This window comes from Providencia sp. PROV201 (genome assembly GCF_028479545.1).
Lineage (GTDB): Bacteria > Pseudomonadota > Gammaproteobacteria > Enterobacterales > Enterobacteriaceae > Providencia > Providencia huaxiensis.
In genome coordinates, this window is sequence record NZ_JAMPNW010000024.1 from 1 (window position 1) to 21,826 (window position 21,826).

General features: G+C 42.5%; 21 protein-coding genes and 1 riboswitch. Of the genes, 15 read left to right on the forward strand and 6 right to left on the reverse strand.

Annotation, left to right across the window (positions count from 1 at the left end):
* The first annotated feature begins 306 nt into the window (after window positions 1–306).
* Both purH and purD read left to right on the forward strand, forming a co-directional pair.
* Entirely contained in the window at window positions 307–1,896 is a 1,590-nt protein-coding gene (gene purH, locus PR809_RS16740; RefSeq protein WP_206276738.1) for a bifunctional phosphoribosylaminoimidazolecarboxamide formyltransferase/IMP cyclohydrolase, read from the forward strand.
* Window positions 1,897–1,913: 17 nt separating this feature from the next.
* Window positions 1,914–3,197, forward strand: a complete 1,284-nt coding sequence (purD, locus tag PR809_RS16745) for a phosphoribosylamine--glycine ligase (RefSeq protein ID WP_102140162.1) — start codon at window positions 1,914–1,916, stop codon at window positions 3,195–3,197.
* Window positions 3,198–3,516: 319 nt separating this feature from the next.
* Here the strand turns inward: purD and PR809_RS16750 are convergent, their stop codons facing one another.
* From PR809_RS16750 to nudC, 6 genes are all read right to left on the reverse strand, one after another.
* Window positions 3,517–4,143, reverse strand: coding sequence for a DUF1481 domain-containing protein (locus PR809_RS16750; RefSeq protein ID WP_102140163.1), 627 nt, complete (start codon window positions 4,141–4,143; stop codon window positions 3,517–3,519).
* A gap of 89 nt (window positions 4,144–4,232) precedes the next feature.
* Complete coding sequence (locus PR809_RS16755; protein ID WP_004264522.1) at window positions 4,233–4,505, reverse strand: HU family DNA-binding protein; 273 nt, start codon at window positions 4,503–4,505, stop codon at window positions 4,233–4,235.
* Window positions 4,506–4,704: 199 nt separating this feature from the next.
* Window positions 4,705–5,292, reverse strand: coding sequence for a YjaG family protein (locus tag PR809_RS16760; RefSeq protein WP_102140164.1), 588 nt, complete (start codon window positions 5,290–5,292; stop codon window positions 4,705–4,707).
* A 74-nt stretch (window positions 5,293–5,366) separates the two neighbouring features.
* Window positions 5,367–6,038 carry a deoxyribonuclease V gene (gene nfi / locus PR809_RS16765; protein ID WP_166268091.1) on the reverse strand — a complete coding sequence of 224 codons (672 nt, stop codon included), beginning with the start codon at window positions 6,036–6,038 and terminating at the stop codon, window positions 5,367–5,369.
* Window positions 6,039–6,147: 109 nt separating this feature from the next.
* Complete coding sequence (gene hemE / locus PR809_RS16770; RefSeq protein WP_102140166.1) at window positions 6,148–7,212, reverse strand: uroporphyrinogen decarboxylase; 1,065 nt, start codon at window positions 7,210–7,212, stop codon at window positions 6,148–6,150.
* Between the two features lie 92 nt (window positions 7,213–7,304).
* Entirely contained in the window at window positions 7,305–8,096 is a 792-nt protein-coding gene (gene nudC / locus PR809_RS16775; RefSeq protein ID WP_102140167.1) for an NAD(+) diphosphatase, read from the reverse strand.
* 249 nt (window positions 8,097–8,345) lie between these two features.
* On the opposite strand from nudC, the gene PR809_RS16780 reads away from it, so the two are divergent.
* The 13 genes from PR809_RS16780 to PR809_RS16840 all read left to right on the forward strand — a co-directional run bounded on the left by PR809_RS16780 (window position 8,346) and on the right by PR809_RS16840 (window position 21,816).
* Window positions 8,346–9,398 (forward strand): ABC transporter substrate-binding protein, encoded by a 1,053-nt coding sequence (locus PR809_RS16780; RefSeq protein WP_102140168.1) that lies wholly within the window; start codon window positions 8,346–8,348, stop codon window positions 9,396–9,398.
* 27 nt (window positions 9,399–9,425) lie between these two features.
* Window positions 9,426–10,241: an alkaline phosphatase family protein gene (locus tag PR809_RS16785; RefSeq protein ID WP_206276737.1), complete on the forward strand. Its 816-nt coding sequence runs from the start codon at window positions 9,426–9,428 to the stop codon at window positions 10,239–10,241.
* Window positions 10,241–11,143, forward strand: a complete 903-nt coding sequence (locus tag PR809_RS16790; RefSeq protein ID WP_206276736.1) for an ABC transporter permease — start codon at window positions 10,241–10,243, stop codon at window positions 11,141–11,143. The genes PR809_RS16785 and PR809_RS16790 overlap by 1 nt, the downstream gene beginning before the upstream one ends.
* Window positions 11,133–11,963 carry an ABC transporter permease gene (locus PR809_RS16795; protein ID WP_206276735.1) on the forward strand — a complete coding sequence of 277 codons (831 nt, stop codon included), beginning with the start codon at window positions 11,133–11,135 and terminating at the stop codon, window positions 11,961–11,963. Before PR809_RS16790 ends, PR809_RS16795 begins: the two co-directional genes overlap by 11 nt.
* Window positions 11,963–12,979, forward strand: coding sequence for an ABC transporter ATP-binding protein (locus tag PR809_RS16800; protein WP_206276734.1), 1,017 nt, complete (start codon window positions 11,963–11,965; stop codon window positions 12,977–12,979). Before PR809_RS16795 ends, PR809_RS16800 begins: the two co-directional genes overlap by 1 nt.
* Window positions 12,980–12,997: 18 nt before the next feature.
* Window positions 12,998–13,660, forward strand: coding sequence for an HAD family hydrolase (locus PR809_RS16805; protein WP_102140173.1), 663 nt, complete (start codon window positions 12,998–13,000; stop codon window positions 13,658–13,660).
* Window positions 13,661–13,888: 228 nt separating this feature from the next.
* Window positions 13,889–14,001: riboswitch (TPP riboswitch) on the forward strand.
* A gap of 143 nt (window positions 14,002–14,144) precedes the next feature.
* Entirely contained in the window at window positions 14,145–16,124 is a 1,980-nt protein-coding gene (gene thiC, locus PR809_RS16810) for a phosphomethylpyrimidine synthase ThiC (RefSeq protein WP_102140174.1), read from the forward strand.
* Window positions 16,111–16,773 carry a thiamine phosphate synthase gene (gene thiE / locus PR809_RS16815; protein WP_206276733.1) on the forward strand — a complete coding sequence of 221 codons (663 nt, stop codon included), beginning with the start codon at window positions 16,111–16,113 and terminating at the stop codon, window positions 16,771–16,773. Before thiC ends, thiE begins: the two co-directional genes overlap by 14 nt.
* A 75-nt stretch (window positions 16,774–16,848) precedes the next feature.
* Window positions 16,849–17,607: a HesA/MoeB/ThiF family protein gene (locus PR809_RS16820; RefSeq protein ID WP_206276732.1), complete on the forward strand. Its 759-nt coding sequence runs from the start codon at window positions 16,849–16,851 to the stop codon at window positions 17,605–17,607.
* The gene (gene thiS, locus PR809_RS16825) at window positions 17,595–17,795 is read left to right on the forward strand and encodes a sulfur carrier protein ThiS (protein WP_004264499.1); all 201 of its coding nucleotides are present in this window, start codon (window positions 17,595–17,597) and stop codon (window positions 17,793–17,795) included. Before PR809_RS16820 ends, thiS begins: the two co-directional genes overlap by 13 nt.
* Before the next feature lie 2 nt (window positions 17,796–17,797).
* Window positions 17,798–18,568 (forward strand): thiazole synthase, encoded by a 771-nt coding sequence (locus PR809_RS16830; RefSeq protein WP_206276731.1) that lies wholly within the window; start codon window positions 17,798–17,800, stop codon window positions 18,566–18,568.
* Window positions 18,565–19,686, forward strand: a complete 1,122-nt coding sequence (thiH, locus tag PR809_RS16835) for a 2-iminoacetate synthase ThiH (protein ID WP_166268079.1) — start codon at window positions 18,565–18,567, stop codon at window positions 19,684–19,686. The genes PR809_RS16830 and thiH overlap by 4 nt, the downstream gene beginning before the upstream one ends.
* A 327-nt stretch (window positions 19,687–20,013) precedes the next feature.
* A complete protein-coding gene (locus PR809_RS16840) occupies window positions 20,014–21,816 on the forward strand; it encodes an arylsulfotransferase family protein (protein WP_206276730.1) in 1,803 nt (600 codons plus the stop codon).
* Window positions 21,817–21,826: the final 10 nt, after the last annotated feature.

Sequence of the window (21,826 nt, forward strand, 5' to 3'; positions counted from 1 at the left end):
TGCATTCCACAGCAAAACCCCCACTTATACCGACTTATGCACAAAGTTATCCACAACATGAAAATAATTTAAAAATTACCGCGCATTACGCAAACGTTTGCGTTACAATTGGCTCGAAATTTCAGCATTGATTTTGTTTTTATGTTCTGAAATTGTTAGTGACTTATATATTGTTATAGGGAAAGCGGGCTAATTCCGCTTGGCTTTCATCAACAGATATAATAGGTATATAAGAAAAGCTCTTTGAGTTTTTACTGACTGATATTCGTTATTGCCTTATTTATTCAAATCCAAGGGATCTATCTCATGCAACTGCTTCGTCCTATTCGTCGTGCCCTGCTTAGTGTGTCTGATAAAACAGGGGTTGTTGAATTCGCTAAGGCGTTATCTCAACGTGGTGTTGAGCTTCTATCTACTGGCGGTACTGCAAAGTTACTTGCTGAGTCAGGATTAAACGTAACTGAAGTTTCAGATTACACAGGGTTTCCTGAAATGATGGATGGCCGAGTGAAAACATTGCACCCGAAAGTGCATGGCGGAATTTTAGGACGTCGCGGTACAGATGATGCCATCATGCAACAACATGACATCGCGCCTATCGATATGGTTGTTGTTAATCTATACCCATTTGCCCAAACCGTGGCAAAACCAAATTGCACCCTTGAAGATGCTGTAGAGAATATTGATATCGGAGGCCCAACCATGGTGCGCTCCGCGGCTAAAAATCATAAAGATGTCGCAATTGTGGTAAATAGTAATGACTATCAAACCATCATTGATGAGATGGATAATCACGAAAACTCGCTAAATTGGTCGACTCGGTTTGACCTCGCAATAAAAGCTTTCGAGCACACTGCGGCTTATGACAGCATGATTGCGAATTACTTTGGTGAATTAGTTGCCCCTTATTATGGCGATACAACTCAGCCTTCCGGCCGCTTTCCTCGCACCTTGAATTTAAACTTTATAAAAAAACAAGATATGCGTTATGGAGAAAACAGCCATCAAGATGCGGCTTTTTATATAGAAGAAAGCCCAAAAGAAGCTTCTATTGCAACTGCACAGCAGATCCAAGGTAAAGCACTGTCTTATAATAATATCGCTGATACCGATGCAGCTCTTGAATGTGTTAAATCATTCGAAGAACCTGCTTGTGTAATTGTCAAACATGCAAACCCTTGTGGTGTCGCTATCGGTGATTCTATTCATACAGCTTATGATAACGCATTCAAAACTGACCCAACCTCTGCTTTTGGTGGCATTATCGCTTTTAACCGTCAATTAGATAAAGAGACCGCTCAAGCGATTATTGAACGCCAGTTTGTGGAAGTCATTATTGCGCCTTCTGTTGCTAAAGATGCATTGCCTATTCTTGAGACTAAACAAAACGTCCGCGTACTTGAATGTGGCGAATGGAGCAAACCCGTTGCAGGTTTAGACTTTAAACGCGTGAATGGCGGTTTATTAGTGCAAGACCGTGACTTAGGAATGGTTGAAAAAGAAGAACTTCGCGTTGTAACTAAGCGCCAACCAACTGAACGCGAGCTAAAAGATGCGTTATTCTGCTGGAAAGTCGCGAAATTTGTAAAATCCAATGCAATCGTTTATGCCCAAAATGATATGACTATCGGTATTGGCGCAGGGCAAATGAGCCGTGTGTATTCTGCAAAAATTGCAGGTATTAAAGCCGCAGATGAAGGTTTAGAAGTCGCTGGCTGTGCGATGGCCTCAGATGCCTTTTTCCCATTCCGCGATGGTATTGATGCCGCGGCAGCTGTTGGCGTAACTTGTGTTATCCAACCTGGCGGTTCTATTCGCGATGATGAAGTGATTGCAGCCGCAAATGAACATGGTATTGCCATGCTTTTCACTAATATGCGTCATTTCCGTCACTAATTATTAGGAGCCTAGTCATGAATATTTTAATTATTGGTGGTGGTGGTCGTGAACATGCATTGGCATGGAAAGCTGCGCAATCACCTTTAGCGGAAAAAGTCTATGTTGCCCCAGGTAATGCAGGAACAGCATTAGAACCTACACTCGAAAACGTGAATATTTCGGCAACTGATATTGATGGGCTGCTCCAATTTGCTAAAGAAAAACAAATTGATTTAACTATTGTAGGCCCTGAAGCACCATTAGTTATTGGTGTTGTTGATGCATTTAAGGCTGCCGGTTTAACTATTTTTGGCCCAACCCAAGGTGCTGCACAGCTTGAGGGTTCAAAAGCATTTACCAAAGATTTTTTAGCTCGTCACAATATTCCAACTGCCGCTTATGAAAATTTTACTGAGATAGAGCCCGCTTTGGCTTACTTAGATAAAGTCGGTGCGCCTATTGTGATTAAGGCTGACGGCCTTGCCGCGGGGAAAGGCGTTATCGTTGCCATGACCTTACAAGAAGCAAAAGAAGCTGTTCACGATATGTTAGCGGGAAATGCCTTTGGCGATGCAGGGCATCGTATCGTTATTGAAGAGTTTCTCGATGGTGAAGAGGCGAGTTTCATCGTTATGGTAGATGGTGAAAATGTCATTCCAATGGCGACTAGCCAAGACCATAAACGTGTCGGTGATGGTGATACTGGTCTAAATACAGGTGGAATGGGCGCATACTCTCCCGCCCCTGTCGTGACCGATGAAATACACCAGCGTGTGATGGAACAAGTCATTTACCCTACAGTTAAAGGCATGGACCAAGAAGGAAACCGCTATCAAGGCTTCTTATATGCAGGTTTAATGATTGATAAAGCAGGTAACCCAAAGGTTATCGAATTCAACTGCCGTTTTGGCGACCCTGAAACTCAACCTATTATGATGCGCTTGCAATCGGACTTAGTCGCTTTATGTTTAGCCGGTGCGAAAGGTGAGCTGGCAGGTAAAGATTCATTATGGGATGAGCGCCCTGCTCTAGGGGTAGTTATTGCCGCGGGTGGTTACCCAGGTGATTACCGCAATGGCGATGTGATTTCAGGTTTACCAACCACTGAAGCCACTGATAGCAAGGTTTTCCACGCAGGCACTCGCTTGAAAAATGGTGATGTAGTCACTGCCGGTGGGCGTGTGTTGTGTGTCACTGCGTTAGGCGATGATATCGCTAAAGCGCAAACCAAAGCTTATGAAGTGGCAAAAACCATTCACTGGGATGATAACTTTTACCGCAACGACATCGGCTACCGTGCTATCGCTCGTATAAAATAATACAAAGTACTAAACCATTCCCTAAGCTGATAAGAGGAAACTTTTATCAGCTTTTTTATTGTTGTTTGTACTATCAAACAAGCACTCTAAGGATTTCTGTTCGCAGCTAGACGACAAGGTGACTAGGCTAAGTCACCGCGGCCAACAATGCTGAAGGTCGAAAGGCTACGAGTTGACGAGCAAAAATATCGGCTCTAAGTATTTCAATTCAGAGCTAGGCGGCAAACGAAGATATCTTAGGGAGCATACATAAGTATGTGACCTAAGTAGCTGAGAGCAGCCAACAACGTTATGGATTGAAAGACGACGAGCGGTGATATTACAACGAATCTTTAGAAGGCTGCCAGCGGCAAAAATCGGTATCCGCCACCATCAAAAGCTGATTCCCCTCTGAAGACTCCAACCACGCTAAATTTAACTGGGAATGCCACACTTTCGCACGGCTCTGTAACCAATTTTCAGCATAGGGCTCGAAGGTTACTTCTCGCACATCACCTTCACAAGTCGTCACTTTGCCTTGTTGCCAACGTCCTTGGTAAAGTTTAACGCCACCGACAATAAGGGCAGTGTTTGTCTCAAGTACTCGTTCAGCTTCAAAGCGCCAACGCGTGATGTCATCCGTTGAAAGTGGTGTTTTATGGCCATCTTGGGCACGCTGCATAAAAACAACGTCATTGTTTTTATCGAAGCGTAATTGTTCGGTGATATCACCATTTTTTTGGTTCAAGATTTGGCTGCGAATTTGCCAGAGTTTACCGGAGCGGTATTCGAAGAAATTAACGGAAGTGTCTGTGCCTTTATAGGGGCTATAAACCACCATTAAGACAAGAGGTTGGCTTTGTGCATTATTCAGCCGCCACATACGAATGACGCCATCATCAGCAATAAAACCACTTGCACTAAACTCAGGAAGTTTTGGTGCATTAGAAGAACAGGCGCTTAGCATTGAGATGGCTCCCAATACCAGCAACCCTTTTTGAATAAACAAAAGGGGGAATTTTTTACCCCCTCTGGTAATTCGTCTGTACAATGTTCTTATTTTACAGCTTCTTTCAGTGCTTTACCGGCAGAGAAAGCAGGTACAGTTGTAGCAGGAATTTGGATTTCTGCTTTAGTTTGTGGGTTACGACCAGTACGTGCAGCACGATGGCTAACTTTAAAAGTACCGAAACCGACCAGTTGGACTTGCTCGCCTTTTTTCAGCGTTTCAGAAATAGCATTCAGAGTAGATTCTAATGCTGCTTTTGCCTGAACTTTGGTCAGGTCCGCTGATTCTGCGATAGCATCAACTAATTCAGTCTTATTCATAAATTATCCTTACACAGTGTGTTTATCGTTTGCAAAGCATCGAGTGCGTCGGATATGCCAAATTGACAGCCCCTGATACACGCCCCCGATAGCCACTTCTTCTCGCCCCTAAATGTAGACCAGAGTAGGGGCAAATGTGAAGTCTTAGTACTCAGCATTACTGCGTCAAGTCACGTTTTCGATAATGAAAATGCAAAAATCAGCTTAAAGTAATACCTATGTTGCTCACCCCCGCTTCGCGGAGGTCAGATTTTAATCCTTTAATTAACTCTAAGTCGCGCTCTTCACAAGCTGCCAGTAAGCGGAAAATGTCCCACTGGATATCCCACTCTTCTTCAACGGCCGGGATTTCTTTGAGTTCTTCTTCTGTCATTTCCCGCCCTGCTTGAGTCATTTCGAGCATGGCAACCGTACGAATGGATGCTTCGCTAACCAATATCGCGTGTTCGAGGGTTTCACCACTCAATTTCGAATGAATAATTTCACCCAATGCAATACAGGCATCAATAGCTGGATACACACCATACATATCAAAATCATCCGCTGATGGGATAATTTCTTCTAATTTTTCTAACTGACTGTCGAAATTGACTTTGCTATCTTTAATGACCAAAGTTTCCCAAACTAAATCAAGGATGGAACGATAAACTTTTGCATCGGCAAATTCAGTTTGCAGACAAAACATCTGAAAGTTGGGATACATTCTTTCACATAAGCTTGCCATGAAAGTTGTATGTTGCCAGCTTTCTAATTTTTCCAACCTCAAATGAATGGGATTTCTTAACATAATTTCTGACTCATCAATCTTAATACTTCGCAGTTTACCTGAAAATCTGTCAATGCCACATATTTTGCTGATAATTAGCTGATTTTCTCATTCATTCGCTTAAAAAACGTTCGATTTGATGCAATTCCGTCAGCAAAACGTGTTGGTTCAGGCAACCTATAACCCTTTAGACACTGCCTAACCCACTCTAAGGAAGATGAAAAATCGACTTTATGTCCCGGAGAAACATATAATGGTTTGCAGCGTTTTTTACTCCGCAGCACCCAACCGAGTTGATTTTCACCTGCCATTAACGGCTGAACACTTTCGGGTTCTTCACTTAACTCATCTGCATCACCACATAAACGGCTTTTTGCAACACCAATTGTGGCAACATTCGCTTGTAACCCAAAATGGCAGGCAACACCAAACCGCCGTGGGTGTGCAATCCCTTGTCCATCCACAAGCACTAATTCAGGTTTGTTTTGTATTTTTCCCCACGCAGCCATTAGTCCAGGCACTTCACGAAAAGAAAGTAACCCCGGTATATAAGGTAATTGCGTCGGTATTCGAGCTATTTGATACTCAACAAGTTCTAACTGTGGCCAAGATAGTACAGCCACCACAGCTCTCGTAATCTCACCTTGCTGTTCAAAGCCCACATCAGCCCCACCAATCAGTTTGAGGGGTGGAAATTCGTCATGCAAAATGATTTTTGAGGCTTGGCTAGTTTGTTCTGTTCGTAACTGTTGGGTATCTAAAACCATCATGCGTCCATTGCTTATGATATTTAATTATTCTTAATCATAGATGATAATGGTGTACTTACAAGATCCTATAAATACACCACAAATCAAGAAGATCAATAAACGATAATTATTGATGATATTGGCGGGATAAACGGTGAACAGCATCCACAAATGCACCTGCATGCTCCGGTGGAACATCCTGATGAATACCATGACCTAAATTGAATACGTGCCCTTCACCTTGGCCGAAGCCTGATAGAATATTTTGTACTTCTTCTTCTATTCGCGCAGGAGGTGCATACAACATGGATGGATCCATATTTCCTTGCAGGGCAACTTTATCACCAACACGACGACGAGCATCGGCAATTTCAGTCGTCCAATCAAGGCCTAATGCATCACAACCCGTTGCTGCCATTTCTTCTAACCACTGACCGCCACCTTTAGTAAATAAGGTGACAGGAACACGGCGACCATCATTTTCACGAATTAAGCCATCAATAATTTTATGCATATAATTCAGTGAAAACTGTAAATAATCACGCTTAGTTAATACCCCACCCCATGTATCAAAAATCATCACAGACTGCGCACCGGCACGAATTTGAGCATTCAAGTATAAAATGACGCTATCTGCCAGTTTATCCAATAACAAATGCAATGAATTCGGGTCTTCGTACATCATCTTTTTGATTTTAGTGAAGGCTTTGCTGCTACCGCCTTCCACCATATAAGTCGCCAGTGTCCACGGGCTACCAGAGAAACCAATGAGTGGTACATTGCCTTCAAGGGCTTTACGAATGGCACGAACTGCGTCCATCACATAACCAAGTTCCATTTCAGGATCAGGAATAGGGATATTTTTTACATCTGCTGCGCTCATAATAGGTTTATGAAAACGCGGACCTTCACCTGTTTCAAAATATAGCCCAAGCCCCATTGCATCAGGGATGGTAAGAATATCAGAAAATAAAATTGCAGCGTCTAATGGAAAACGACGTAATGGCTGCAATGTCACTTCACAAGCCAATTCGGTGTTTTTGCACAGAGCAATAAAATCACCAGCTTCCGCGCGAGTTGCTTTATATTCTGGCAGGTAACGCCCTGCTTGACGCATCATCCATACAGGGGTCACATCTACAGGCTGACGTAGCAAAGCACGTAGATAGCGGTCATTTTTTAACTCAGTCATTATTTACTCCATTATTATAAGTGGCCGCCGCAAATGGCTAAGAGCGAAGTTCATTATTGTATCATGTTAATGATAACAATATCAGCGCTGTGCTATTCCCCCGTTTCATACTCACTTTGACGACACAATGCGACCGTATCTTCAATCAAACGCCTAGCTATTGTGTCTGCCGGTGGGATCAAAGGTAAATCATCGTAATGATACCAATTTGCGCTCACCAGTTCCTTCGGGTCTACTTTAATATCACCACTCTCATAATCCGCGAGGAACCCCATCATTAAGGAATGAGGAAAAGGCCAAGGCTGTGAAGAAACATAGCGGATATTTTTCACTTTAATATGGCTCTCTTCCATGACTTCGCGCATGACTGCTTCTTCTAATGTTTCGCCAACCTCGACAAAACCAGCAAGTACCGTAAATAACGGATTTTGCGAATGGCGTCGGTGCTGAGCTAATAGAATATGGTCATCGCGGCGGATCCCCACGATAATGCAAGGGGCGATCTGCGGGTAATAGCGCTCATGACAATGGTCACACAAACACGCCCACTCTGTTTCACTGTGGCGCATCGCAGTACCACAATAACCACAATAACGGTGGGAACGATAGAATTCTGCTAATTGCACACCTCGCCCAGCAAGGCGAAATAAGCCTTCATCTTGCGCAGCAACAATACGGGGAGAAGCCATATCTGATGGCATTTTTTCGGCTATCAACCAGACGATTTCCCCTTGCCACTCACCAATGGGTGTTGCCGTTTTTCCTTCTAACAAATAGTCCTTTGCCATACCTCGAGGAATATCTCCATGAGGTAGCCACAAACGCCCGGAAAAACAGATAAACCACCAACCACTTTCTGTTCCTGATAATTTTAACTTATTCATTTTTCACGTCTTTTGTCAGTTTTTATTGTCGGTAAAATAAATCTATTAATGACACAATATACTTTTTTGACACAAAGTCATTCAAACGTTTGTTTCATTGTTTTTCTTTAGCAATTTTGACACTTTTTAGACGTTCCATTCCATAAAATGTCTAAAAACTGTCATAAAAGGATCAACTAACTGTCACGTCTTAAAATTAGGATGCTAAGTAACCAATACGGTTCACCGTTCTTCAAAAGTGAGAAAATAATGAAAACTATCGTTCCTGCGATTTTACTATCATTGACCGCATCCAGTGTGACATTAGCTGCTGATACTAATTTAACAGAGTTAATCAATGCAGCGAAAAAAGAAGGACAAGTTTACAGCGTTGGGATGCCTGATACTTGGGCGAACTGGAAAGGAACTTGGCAAGACTTAGCGACACAATATGGGTTGAAACATCAAGATACCGATATGAGCTCCGCCCAAGAAATTGCTAAATTTGCCGCAGAAAAAAATAATGCAACGGCAGATATTGGTGATGTCGGTGCCTCCTTTGGGCCTGTTGCCGTACAAAAAGGAGTGACGCAACCTTATAAACCAACAACTTGGTCACAAATTCCTGATTGGGCAAAAGACAAAGACGGTCATTGGGCTTTAGCCTATACGGGGTCTATCGCTTTTATGATCAATAATGATTTAGTAAAAGATGCACCGAAAAGCTGGGATGACCTACTAAAAGGGAAATATAAAGTCACCGTTGGGGATGTTGGGATCGCTGCACAAGCGAATAACGCTGTACTGGCAGCTGCATTTGCGCGTGGTGGGGATGAAAACAACCTAAAGCCTGCTATTGAATTTTTTGCTGAACTCGCCAAACAAAAACGCCTATCCGTTAATGACCCAACTGTCGCAAATATCGAAAAAGGTGAAGTCGAAGTTGGCATATTATGGGACTTTAACGCACTGAATTACCGTGATCAGATCAATCGCGATCGCTTTACGGTTGTGATCCCATCTGATGGCTCCGTGATTTCGGGTTACACCACTATTATCAACAAATTCGCCAAAAACCCTAACGCAGCGAAGTTAGCTCGTGAGTTTATTTTCAGTGATAAAGGGCAAATTAACCTTGCTGAAGGTTATGCACGACCAATTCGTGCACAATATTTAACGTTACCTGATGATATTAAAGCCAAATTATTACCAGAAGAACAATATAAAAATGTTCAACCCATTAAAAATGCAGAAGGCTGGGAAAAATCATCTCGTAATCTCCCTAAAATGTGGCAACAGCAAGTTTTGATCCACCAGCAGTAATCAATGTATTGATTTTAGGAAAAATTAATGTCTGAAAAAGTCATACTTGTTGTCCTAGACGGTTTAAGTTATTCAGTAGCCCATCATTGCATGGGCTATCTCAACGGCTTAATCAAAGCCAACAGTGCAACACTTTACCAATTAGAGTGTGAGCTTCCTTCGATGTCTCGCCCTTTATATGAATGCATACTGACGGGGGTTCCCCCGGTCAAAAGTGGTATTGTAAATAACCAAATTGTCCGCCTTTCTCACTTTGAGAGTCTCTTTTCCCTTGCTCGTCAAGCTGAGAAAACAACTGCCGCCGCCGCTTATTATTGGGTGAGTGAACTGTATAACCGGGCTCCTTTTGTTGCCTTACGAGACCGCTTCACCCACGATGACTCACTCGCTATCCAACATGGCTGCTTTTATCAAGCAGACCATTACCCTGATGACCATTTATTTGTCGATGCGGAATATTTACGGACTCAATTTAACCCTGATTTTTTATTGATCCACCCTATGAATATAGACGACACAGGGCACAAGTTCGGTTTTGATTCGCCCCAATATCGTAATGCAGCACGCCATGCAGATATTATCCTGTCGAATTATATTCCTACATGGGTTGAGCAAGGCTATCAAATCATGATCACGAGTGATCATGGTATGAATAATGATCGTAGCCATGGTGGAACACCCCCCGAAGAGTGTTTAGTACCATTGTTTGTGGTCGGTTCGCAGTTTTCTCATCAACCCTGCAATATTGAGCAGACAGCAATTTGCGGAACCATTTGTCGTTTACTCGGTGCCAACTCTCTCGATAAACCGGTTTGTGATGCGCTATTACGAGGAGATTTGTAATGGCTGATATTCCTGCCCCCTGTGAACAGACATACCAACAACAGGGAAAAATTGCCATGTTGAAAAAACGCTTTGCTCGTTTTCATTGGCGCGCTGCACCTCTACTTTTGCCATTCTTTGTGTTGTTTAGTTTATTCCAAATCGCCCCAATGATTTGGGTGCTCATTAATAGCTTTATCTACGAAGAAGCATGGTCATTAGGTAACTATCTTGAGGTATTCAATAATGATTTTTACTTGCAAGCGTTTGAAAATACCTTATGGCTTTCCATTATTTGTAGTGTGATTGGCTTATTTATTTCCAGTATCACGGCATTTTCCATTTATAAAATGCAAGGGAAAATTCGCCGAATAATGATCTCCTTCACCACCATGGCCAGTAATTTCAGCGGTGTTCCCCTTGCTTTCGCATTCATTATTATTTTGGGCTTCAATGGGGCGATTACCTTACAACTTAAATCATGGGGGATTATCGAAGATTTTAATATATACAGCGCCAGCGGCTTAATGCTGTTGTATGTGTATTTTCAGATCCCATTAGGTGTGTTGTTGCTCTACCCCGCCTTTGACGCACTAAAACCGGAGTGGGAAGACGCAGCGAAAACGATGGGTGCAAGTAAGCTGACCTATTGGTTAAAAGTCGCTATTCCAGTGCTTTCTCCTGCTTTACTTGGCACTTTTATTATCTTAATTGCTAATGCAATGGGCGCATACGCCAGTACTTATGCGTTAACGAGTGGTAATTACAACCTTGTGACTATCCGAATTGCCAGTTTAGTTTCTGGTGATTTGTTTCTCGAACCGAATATGGCTGCTGCGTTATCAATGCTACTTATCGCTATCTTAGCTTTTATCACTGCCATACATCATTGGTTAATCAAGCGGAGCTACCATGCAAAATAATAATGCGATTAGCCCAGCCATAACCAATGGCAATAAACCCTCTGGGTTATGGCTTCATAAGTTAGTACTAATCAGTGTTGCTAGCCTACTAGCGTTACCTATTATTGCCACATTTTTGTATTCCATCGCCAGTTCTTGGGGAGCCACTGTGCTACCTGACGCCTTGTCCATCAAATGGTATCTACAATTATGGCAAGACCCGCGTTTTCTCATGGCGTTTGGTCGTTCATTGATTATTTGCTTTGGTACATTACTGGTTAGCACATTAATTATTTTACCGATGACGTTTACAGTATTTTATCGGTTCCCCAAACTCAAAGGGGTAATGGATTTACTGATTATTTTACCCTTTGCGATCCCGCCTGTGGTCTCATCGGTGGGCTTGCTGCAAATATTTGCCGATGAACCATTCATGTTAGTTGGCACCCCTTGGATCCTGATTGGTACCTATTTCACCATCACGTTACCTTTTATGTATCGTGCGCTTGCGAATAGCTTCCAAGGCATTAATTTACATGACTTAATGGATGCAGCACATTTACTCGGTGCCAGTACTTTCCAAGCCTTCATGATGATTGTGTTACCCAATATTCGCAAAGGTATGTTGGTTTCATTATTAATTTCATTTTCATTTTTAATGGGTGAATTTGTGTTTGCCAATATCCTTGTGGGAACACGCTATGAAACTTTGCAAATCTATCTTTTCAATATGCGACAAACCAGCGGACACTTCACTTCTGCCCTGGTGATGTCTTATTTTCTATTTACCTTATTGCTGACGTGGTTAGCAATGCGATTAAATCGTTCAGGAGATGAATGATGAGTTATGTTATTGCGGAAAATTTAGCCAAATCTTTTGGCACTAATCAGGTATTTGCTGATATTCAATTTACTATCGAAAAAGGTGAATTTATTACCCTACTAGGGCCAAGTGGTTGCGGAAAGTCTACCTTATTACGCTGTATTGCAGGGCTTGAACAACTTAATCATGGTGAACTTTATATTAATCGCCAGAATGTAACCTACCAAGCCGTGCAACAACGCGGAGTGGGTATGGTGTTCCAAAGCTATGCGTTATTTCCCAACATGACTGTGGTTGACAATATCGCGTTTGGTTTAAAAATGCGTAAAATTGATAGCCAAGCGAGATCTAAAGCAGTCGCTGAAGTGATTGAATTAGTTGAATTGCAAGGCAAAGAACAACAATTTCCTCATCAACTGTCAGGGGGACAGCGCCAACGCGTTGCGCTAGCAAGAGCATTGGTGATGAAACCACAAATTTTGTTACTTGATGAGCCGCTTTCCGCTCTTGATGCACGCATTCGCAAGCACTTACGCCAGCAAATCCGCCAAATTCAACGTGAGTTAGGCTTAACCACAATTTTTGTTACTCATGATCAAGATGAAGCGATGATTATGTCTGATCGTATTTTTCTTATGAATAAAGGCCAGATCGTGCAAAGCGATACGGCAGAGAATATTTATACCCAACCGGCAACAGAGTTTGTTGCTCGGTTTATGGGGCACTACAACCTTGTTGATTCAGAAAAAGCCAATACAATGTTAGGCCTTAATTTACAAGGTACACTGGCTATCCGTCCTGAGTCTATATATGTCAAAGAAGCGGGGCGCCAATATGGTAGCCATATTTCTCACCCTGTTGATGCCGTGATATTGGACCATCAATTGCTCGGCAATATTATTCGTTATAGTGTGAATACCCCTGCAGGTGATATGACGGTGGATTTACTTAACCGCTCATCTGAGCGTTTATTTGAACCAGGAACTCACCTTCAACTTATGTTTAATAAAAATGAAATTCGCACACTTAGTTAATCAGTGAATAGGAATATAATGCAAAACCAACTGGCCATTTTTGACTTAGATGATACGTTAATTCAAGGTGATAGCAGCGTATTGTGGACACAATACCTGTGGGATAAACAAATCATCAGTAATCCGCAATTTGTGGAAGCGGATAAAGCCATGATGGCGCAATATAATGCAGGTACATTAGACATGCCAACTTACTTACGTTTTAACCTGCAGACTCTCGCCAATGTAAAAGCTGAGCAAGTAGATATCTGGTTGGATGATTTTGTACAAAGTGTGATTTTACCGCGGATCTACCCTGAAGCGATTAGAACGATCGCAAATTATCGAGCCAAAGGGATCCCAATTATTGTGATCTCCGCAACTGTTTCATTTATTGTGAAAAAAATTGCGGATCAACTGGGTGCAGATATCGCAATGGGGATCGATATCAAGCAACAAGATGGCTGCTACACCACAGAAATTGACGGTATCCCAACCTTTAAAGAAGGCAAAGTCAAACGCCTATTAGATTGGATCCGCCACCAGCCGATCACTGACGCCTATGTGTATTTCTACACCGACTCCGCTAACGATCTCCCAATGTGCCAATTTGCCGATGAAGTATTTATTATCAACGGCGACGAACGCCTAACGCAAGCCGCACTCAAACACAATTGGCCACAACATACTTGGGGTTTGTAAGCCCAATTTTAATTTCAAACTTGGTTTTAATTTTGGTTTTAACTAACTAATCTTTTCAAAGGTTCCTCTAAATTATTCGTGCTAGAGGAAGGAGATAAATAGAATTATCCCGATGAGCATACATAAGTATGTGATTCGGGTAAATCTATGAAATCGACGCACCTATCGCGCGAAGAATGACGAGGAAGCACTTATCGCTTGAAGAATGATAAGGAAAGCTTATACTGAAACCTCTTGTCGGAGTGCCTAGTATGCATACGCATCAGGCTGAGACCGTTAATTCGGGATCCGCGGAACCTGATCGGGTTAATACCCGCGAAGGGAACAAGAGTAATCACTCAGCGTCATTTCACCCCACTATATTTGGTGAAAAATTCAGCGCAAGCCTTTTTATTACTCCTCCGAACTCCTGACAAGCAACTTTCTTTCGATAAACCCGCTACTCACTAAACTGTGATAGCCGTGACAATGTCAGGAAATTGCTATGTCCAATAATACAGAACAAAATATCATCCCTACTGCTGATTTATCGCCACAAGCAGCCCCGGCTCGCACCCGTAAAGCTCAACGTGATGCCGCTGAAACCTTTATTAATACCGTTTCTGGCGTTTCGTTTCCTAATTCACAGCGTATTTATTTACAAGGTTCTAGAGACGATATCCAAGTCCCGATGCGAGAAATCCAACTCTCTCAAACCTTGATCGGGGGCGATAAAGACAACCCACAATTTGAAGATAACGAACCCGTTCCTATCTATGATACATCTGGCCCTTACGGCGACCCAGTTTCTGAATTAAATGTCCATAAAGGCCTTAAAAAAATTCGTGCGCCATGGATAAGTGAACGTGCTGATACCGAACCTGTCGAAAATTTAAGTTCCGATTTTACCCAACAGCGTCTCGCTGATGCAGGCCTTGACCATCTGCGCTTTAACAACCGCCCCCACCCATTAAAAGCCCAAACTAACAAGTGTGTTACCCAATTACACTATGCACGAAAAGGTATCGTAACCCCTGAGATGGAGTTTATTGCAATCCGTGAAAATATGGGGCGTGAACGCATTCGTGGCGAAGTTTTATTACAACAACACCCAGGGCAAGGCTTTGGCGCAAATTTACCGGAAAATATTACCCCTGAATTTGTTCGCCAAGAAGTGGCAGCGGGTCGTGCCATCATCCCAGCCAATATCAACCATCCCGAATCGGAGCCGATGATTATTGGTCGCAATTTCTTGGTTAAAGTGAATGCCAACATTGGTAATTCATCGGTCACCTCATCCATTGAAGAGGAAGTGGAAAAACTGATTTGGTCGACGCGTTGGGGCGCAGATACGGTCATGGATTTATCCACTGGCCGTTATATTCACGAAACTCGCGAATGGATTTTACGTAATAGCCCTGTGCCGATTGGAACAGTACCTATCTACCAAGCGCTCGAGAAAGTGAACGGTGTCGCTGAAAATCTTACGTGGGAAATGTTCCGTGACACATTATTAGAGCAAGCAGAGCAAGGCGTCGACTACTTCACTATCCACGCTGGCGTATTATTACGTTATGTGCCAATGACCGCCAAACGCCTAACGGGGATCGTCTCTCGCGGTGGTTCCATCATGGCAAAATGGTGTTTATCTCATCACCAAGAAAACTTTTTATATGAAAACTTCCGTGAAATTTGTGAAATTTGTGCCGCTTACGACGTTTCCTTGTCATTAGGAGATGGCCTGCGCCCAGGTTCAATCCAAGACGCCAACGACCAAGCACAATTTGCTGAGCTCCATACCCTTGGCGAGTTAACCAAAATTGCATGGGAATATGATGTCCAAGTGATGATCGAAGGCCCTGGTCACGTGCCAATGCAGATGATCCGCCGTAATATGACGGAAGAACTCGAGCACTGCCATGAAGCGCCTTTTTATACCTTAGGTCCACTCACTACCGATATTGCACCGGGTTACGACCACTTTACCTCTGGTATTGGTGCCGCCATGATCGGCTGGTTTGGTTGTGCAATGCTGTGCTACGTCACCCCGAAAGAGCATTTAGGCTTACCAAATAAAGACGATGTTAAACAAGGGCTAATCACTTATAAGATCGCAGCTCACGCCGCTGACCTTGCTAAAGGCCACCCCGGTGCGCAAATTCGTGATAATGCCATGTCCAAAGCCCGTTTTGAATTCCGTTGGGAAGACCAATTTAACTTGGCATTAGACCCTGAAACTGCTCGCAAATATCACGATGAAACCTTGCCACAAGCTTCTGGAAAAATTGCCCATTTCTGCTCAATGTGCGGACCAAAATTCTGTTCGATGAAGATTTCCCAAGAAGTCCGTGATTACGCAGCCCAAAAAGAAGCAAACGAAAAAGAAGCAGGTATGGAACAGATGTCTGAGGCCTTTCGTGCCCATGGCAGCGAGCTCTATCACGGAGCTGAAATTGTGAATGCAGAGGTGAATGAAAATGCCTAATGCTATTATAACGCCAACATCACCCTTTCCAGAGACCGAACAACACCTTGGGCTTTACCCCGTTGTGGATTCCGTTGAATGGATTGAACGTTTGCTTGATGCAGGTGTTTCCACAATCCAATTGCGTATCAAAGACAAATCTGACGCAGATGTGCGTGATGATATTCAAAAAGCCATCGCTTTGGGTAAAAAACATAATGCACGTTTATTCATTAACGATTACTGGCGCTTAGCCGTTGAGTTCGGTGCCTATGGCGTACATTTGGGCCAAGAAGATTTGGAAACGACCGACTTACTGGCAATACACCAAGCTGGGCTACGGTTAGGAATATCAACGCACGATGAGCATGAACTGGCTATCGCAAAATCCGTGCGTCCTTCTTACATTGCTATGGGGCATATCTTTCCAACACAAACGAAAGAGATGCCATCTTCGCCTCAGGGTTTAGAAACACTTAAAGCCATGGTGGAAGCAACGCCTGATTACCCAACGGTCGCCATTGGTGGGATTTCTATTGATAAAGTCCCTGCCGTGCTAGCAACTGGAGTAGGCAGCATCGCGCTGGTCAGTGCGATTACCAAAGCAGATGATTGGCTAGCTGCAACAGAAACCTTGCTGAATTTAATTGAGCGCAATACTGCCAACTAGCCAATTTTTAATCACATAACTCGCCCTGCTTTATCATCATAAAACAGGGTTAGTGATGATTTAAGGAATTCATTCATGTTAAGTGACCAAGAATTCATGCGTTACAGCCGCCAGCTACTACTCGAAGATATCAGTCCCGAGGGGCAACAAAAACTGAAAAATAGCAAAGTCCTCATTGTTGGCTTAGGGGGCTTAGGCTCTCCCGCGTCCCTTTATTTAACGGGGGCTGGTGTCGGCGAATTGTGGCTAGCCGATCACGATGATTTACATGTTTCTAACTTACAACGGCAGGTGCTTTATGATACTGATGATATCGGCCAGCCAAAAGCCCAGCTGGCCGCAGATAGACTGCATCAGCTCAATCCGTTGGTAAGAACCCATGTTGTCGCACAAAAGTTGGATGTTAAGACTTTAATTCCTTTAGCTGAGCAAGTCGATTTAGTGCTTGATTGCTGCGATAACATGGCCACTCGTCACGCAGTTAATGCCGCTTGTGTCATGACCAATACAACCTTAGTTAGCGGTAGTGCGGTTGGGTTTGGCGGCCAATTAATGGTTCTTGAACCGCCATTTAGCACCGGTTGCTATGCCTGTTTATATCCAGACCAAGATGAACCTGAGCGCAACTGCCGCACTGCTGGGGTATTAGGGCCTGTAGTTGGGATCATCGGCACGCTGCAAGCACTGGAAGCCATTAAATTACTTGTCGGCCTTCCCTCTTCACTGAGTGGTAAATTGCGTTTGTTCGATGGAAAACAACAACAATGGAATACATTGCAATTAACGCCGTCATTGCAATGCCCAATCTGTCGGGAAGAAACATGCATATCATAATTAACGACCAACCTATGGAATTCGACGCCCCACTGACGGTTAATCAATTATTTTCCACTCTCAACCGCCCAATAGTGGGAACTGCACTTGCTATCAACCAAGTGATCATTCCTAAAAGTCAGTGGGATTCGCATCTCATTAATGACCAAGACAATATCTTGTTATTTCAAGCTATCGCTGGGGGCTAATAATGTTAAAAATCGCAGATTTAACTTTTCACTCACGCCTGTTTACTGGAACAGGTAAATTTGCCAGCGCCAACCTAATGCAAGACGCCATTGCGGCCTCAGGCAGTCAATTGGTGACAATGGCAATGAAGCGTATTGACTTACGTGGGCAAGATGATGGCATTCTACAACCTCTGCAAGAACTGGGTGTGAAACTATTACCGAATACCTCTGGTGCGAAAAATGCCCAAGAGGCGGTGTTTGCCGCGCGCCTAGCTCGAGAAGCCCTCGGTACCAATTGGGTCAAACTCGAAATTCATCCAGATATGCGTTATTTGCTACCCGATCCTATCGAGACATTGCTTGCCGCGGAGCAGCTCGTTAAAGAGGGATTCGTTGTATTGCCTTACTGCAGCGCAGACCCAGTGTTATGCCGTCGTTTAGAAGAAGTTGGCTGTGCCGCTGTGATGCCATTAGGCGCACCGATAGGCACAAACAAAGGCTTAGCAACCAAAGAAATGCTTCGTATCATTATTGAACAAGCTTCTGTCCCTGTCGTCGTAGATGCAGGAATTGGTGCACCAAGCCATGCGGCAGAAGCGATCGAAATGGGTGCTGATGCCGTTTTAGTCAATACCGCAATCGCGGTAGCTAAGCAACCGGTACTTATGGCAAAAGCGTTTAAACTGGCTGTCGAAGCCGCTGAATTGGCCTATCAAAGTGGGTTAGCTGCACCGAAGCAACAGGCGCAAGCATCAAGCCCGTTGACCAGTTTCTTAGGGACCTTATCATGACCCCAAGTTTCCAAGAACGCTTACAAGCGCTGGATTGGGACGATACGACACTGCGGATAAACAGTAAAACCGCTGTCGATGTGGAACACGCTTTAGCGGCAGACATACTCACACTCGATGATTTTATGGCGCTGCTTTCCCCTGCTGCTCGCCCCTATATTGAACTAATGGCACAAAAGGCTCAGAAACTCACCCGCCAGCGCTTTGGCCATGCAGTTGGGTTTTACGTGCCACTTTATTTATCGAACCTATGCGCAAACGATTGTACTTATTGCGGTTTTTCGATGAGTAATAAAATTAAACGTAAAACCCTAAGTGACGATGAAATCATTAATGAGTGCGAAACCATTCGCAAAATTGGTTTTGATAGCTTATTGCTGGTCACTGGGGAACACCAAAGTAAAGTGGGTATGGACTATTTCCGTCACACACTCCCCATCATTCGCCCTTATTTCAGTTCCTTAATGATGGAAGTGCAGCCATTAAGCACAGAGGAATATAAGGAGTTGAAAACGTTGGGGTTAGATGGTGTGATGGTCTATCAAGAAACCTACCATGAGCCCACGTATCAGCTACATCATCTCAAAGGCAAAAAGCAGGATTTTCACTGGCGCCTAGCCACTCCTGAGCGTTTAGGGGAAGCAGGTATAGATAAAATCGGCCTTGGCGCGTTAATTGGTTTATCAAACAGTTGGCGTACCGATTGCTATATGGTTGCAGAACATTTGTTGTACTTACAGCAATACTATTGGCAAAGTCGTTATTCTATCTCTTTTCCTCGCTTACGCCCTTGTGCGGGTGGCGTTGAACCGGCATCACTGATGAGTGAGGCAGAATTAGTGCAATTAATTTGTGCTTTTCGCTTACTCGCACCGAATGTTGAGCTTTCCCTCTCAACCCGTGAATCGCCTTATTTCCGTGATCACGTCGTGCCATTGGCAATTAATAACGTCAGTGCGGGTTCGAAAACCCAGCCGGGTGGATATGCAGATACCAAAGAAGAGCTAGAACAGTTTTCCCCAAATGATAACCGCAGTGCCACACAAGTCGCACATGCCCTTGTGCAAGCCGGTTTACAGCCCGTTTGGAAAGATTGGGATAGCTATTTAGGCCGTTAAATTTTGCGGGCTAACGCGATGTTAGCCCGCAAGTAACGATCAGTAAATGAATTCATATATAGTTTAATATCATTCATACTGTGCTACTAATCATAAAATATGAGCAATACTCATTGCCATCACTAGGAAAAAATCAATCATATTTTTAACTTTTTGTATTAATTACGTATTATATTCTTATTACTTAATATTATAAATATAAACACTTAATAGAACATTACTTTATTTTTCTATTAAGTTATAACACCATAATAAAAGATATTTCAAAACCCATTACCTTTACACCATTATTCCACATAGAAAAAATTTACTATAGGAATATTTAATATGGGACACCCAAGTATTTATCCTTCAGGAACTACTATTTTCAATAAAGAAAAAACATTTAGTGGTTATACCCTTTTTAACGCACCTGGAAAAGGTGCGCTATTAATTGATATGAATGGCCGAGAAGTGCATTTATGGCAAGGAGTTGATGGTTTTCCTAATAAAATTTTACCTGGTGGATATTTATTTGGTAGTCATGGTTTGCGATCACCTAAATATGGTGTTCAAGATCAAGTTGATTTAGTTCAATTTGATTGGGATGGTAACATTATATGGTCATTCAATAAATTAGAAAAAATACAAGATCCCAATCAAGAAATAATATGGATGGCAAGACAACATCATGATTTTCAACGTGATGGTAACCCTGTTGGTTATTATTCTCCTACATTAACATCACAAACCCATAGCGGAAATACTCTAATACTATGCCATAAGAATATTTACAAACCTGAAATATCAGATAAATGGCTACTTGATGATATTTTTATCGAAGTAGATTGGCAAGGTAATATTATCTGGCAATGGGCATTTAGCGATCACTTTTCAGAATTAAATTTCAGCGAAGAAGCTAGAAATGTTTTATATCGTGACCCAAATATGCGTAGTGCCGGTGGAGGCATGGGAGATTATCTACATATTAATACCATGTCTCGTATAGGACCAAATCTACATTATGATAATGGAGACGAACGTTTTCATCCTGATAATATTATTTGGGATTCTAGAGAAGCAAATATAATCGGAATAACGAGCCGGAAAACTGGAAAAATAGTTTGGCAATTAGGGCCCGATTATAACAACAAACAAGTTCATCATCTTGGTTGGATTATCGGACCTCATCATGCTCATATTATACCTCATGGCCTTCCAGGCGCAGGAAATCTATTAATTTTTGATAATGGCGGCTGGGCAGGTTATGGAGCACCAAACCCTTCATCTGTATATGGCTTAAAAAATGCTTGGCGAGATAGTTCTCGAGTATTAGAAATAACCCCAGTTACTCTCGAAATTATTTGGCAACATGATGCAGAAAAACTAGGCTTTGCCGCTCCCATGGATTCAAGTCGATTCTATAGCCCATATGTAAGTAGCGCTCAGCGTCTACCAAATGGTAATACTTTAATTACCGAAGGCTCAAATGGGCGATTGATTGAAATAACAGCTGAACATGAGATTGTGTGGGAATATGTCTCGCCTTACTGGCGAGAAGGAAAAAAACGCAATAATATGATCTATCGTGCTTATAGAATCCCTTATGATTGGATCCCTCAATTAGATATACCTGAAGAAAATAGCATAGCACCTATGGATGTCTCTCAATTCCGATTACCAAATGCAGCTCCTAAAGATACAATTACAGGAGTGTATATCGAAGGAATAATAAAACATAAAATTTCAGATGATGATATCTTATGTATTGCTCGAACTAGAGATAATCATCCCTCTAAGAAATCTGATACCTTTTTCTTTTCCGATAACATATATGAAATAGATAGTGAAACATTCGACTCAATTATTAATGAAAATAAAAATAATTTGATATTCTTCGGTGCTAGTTGGTGCAATAAATGTAAAGTATTGAGTGAGTTATTGCCTTCATTAGTAAAACGTTACTCAATAAATAAAATCAATTATCTCTCTGTAGATAATTCTGTTGAAATCCTTCAAAAGTATTCACTTAGAAGCATACCTATTATTGCAATTTCAAATAATGGGAAATTAGTGGATAAACTCGTTGGATTACAGGATACAACAACATATGTGAGTTTCCTCAATCAATATTTCGACAAAATAAATTGAGGCTTATATA

Bases quoted from the DNA above. Each gene is read 5' to 3' on its own strand.
- purH (WP_206276738.1), top strand. From the start codon at position 307: ATGCAACTGCTTCGTCCTATTCGTCGTGCCCTGCTTAGTGTGTCTGAT.
- purD (WP_102140162.1), top strand. From the start codon at position 1,914: ATGAATATTTTAATTATTGGTGGTGGTGGTCGTGAACATGCATTGGCA.
- PR809_RS16750 (WP_102140163.1), bottom strand. From the start codon at position 4,143: ATGCTAAGCGCCTGTTCTTCTAATGCACCAAAACTTCCTGAGTTTAGT.
- PR809_RS16755 (WP_004264522.1), bottom strand. From the start codon at position 4,505: ATGAATAAGACTGAATTAGTTGATGCTATCGCAGAATCAGCGGACCTG.
- PR809_RS16760 (WP_102140164.1), bottom strand. From the start codon at position 5,292: ATGTTAAGAAATCCCATTCATTTGAGGTTGGAAAAATTAGAAAGCTGG.
- nfi (WP_166268091.1), bottom strand. From the start codon at position 6,038: ATGGTTTTAGATACCCAACAGTTACGAACAGAACAAACTAGCCAAGCC.
- hemE (WP_102140166.1), bottom strand. From the start codon at position 7,212: ATGACTGAGTTAAAAAATGACCGCTATCTACGTGCTTTGCTACGTCAG.
- nudC (WP_102140167.1), bottom strand. From the start codon at position 8,096: ATGAATAAGTTAAAATTATCAGGAACAGAAAGTGGTTGGTGGTTTATC.
- PR809_RS16780 (WP_102140168.1), top strand. From the start codon at position 8,346: ATGAAAACTATCGTTCCTGCGATTTTACTATCATTGACCGCATCCAGT.
- PR809_RS16785 (WP_206276737.1), top strand. From the start codon at position 9,426: ATGTCTGAAAAAGTCATACTTGTTGTCCTAGACGGTTTAAGTTATTCA.
- PR809_RS16790 (WP_206276736.1), top strand. From the start codon at position 10,241: ATGGCTGATATTCCTGCCCCCTGTGAACAGACATACCAACAACAGGGA.
- PR809_RS16795 (WP_206276735.1), top strand. From the start codon at position 11,133: ATGCAAAATAATAATGCGATTAGCCCAGCCATAACCAATGGCAATAAA.
- PR809_RS16800 (WP_206276734.1), top strand. From the start codon at position 11,963: ATGAGTTATGTTATTGCGGAAAATTTAGCCAAATCTTTTGGCACTAAT.
- PR809_RS16805 (WP_102140173.1), top strand. From the start codon at position 12,998: ATGCAAAACCAACTGGCCATTTTTGACTTAGATGATACGTTAATTCAA.
- thiC (WP_102140174.1), top strand. From the start codon at position 14,145: ATGTCCAATAATACAGAACAAAATATCATCCCTACTGCTGATTTATCG.
- thiE (WP_206276733.1), top strand. From the start codon at position 16,111: ATGAAAATGCCTAATGCTATTATAACGCCAACATCACCCTTTCCAGAG.
- PR809_RS16820 (WP_206276732.1), top strand. From the start codon at position 16,849: ATGTTAAGTGACCAAGAATTCATGCGTTACAGCCGCCAGCTACTACTC.
- thiS (WP_004264499.1), top strand. From the start codon at position 17,595: ATGCATATCATAATTAACGACCAACCTATGGAATTCGACGCCCCACTG.
- PR809_RS16830 (WP_206276731.1), top strand. From the start codon at position 17,798: ATGTTAAAAATCGCAGATTTAACTTTTCACTCACGCCTGTTTACTGGA.
- thiH (WP_166268079.1), top strand. From the start codon at position 18,565: ATGACCCCAAGTTTCCAAGAACGCTTACAAGCGCTGGATTGGGACGAT.
- PR809_RS16840 (WP_206276730.1), top strand. From the start codon at position 20,014: ATGGGACACCCAAGTATTTATCCTTCAGGAACTACTATTTTCAATAAA.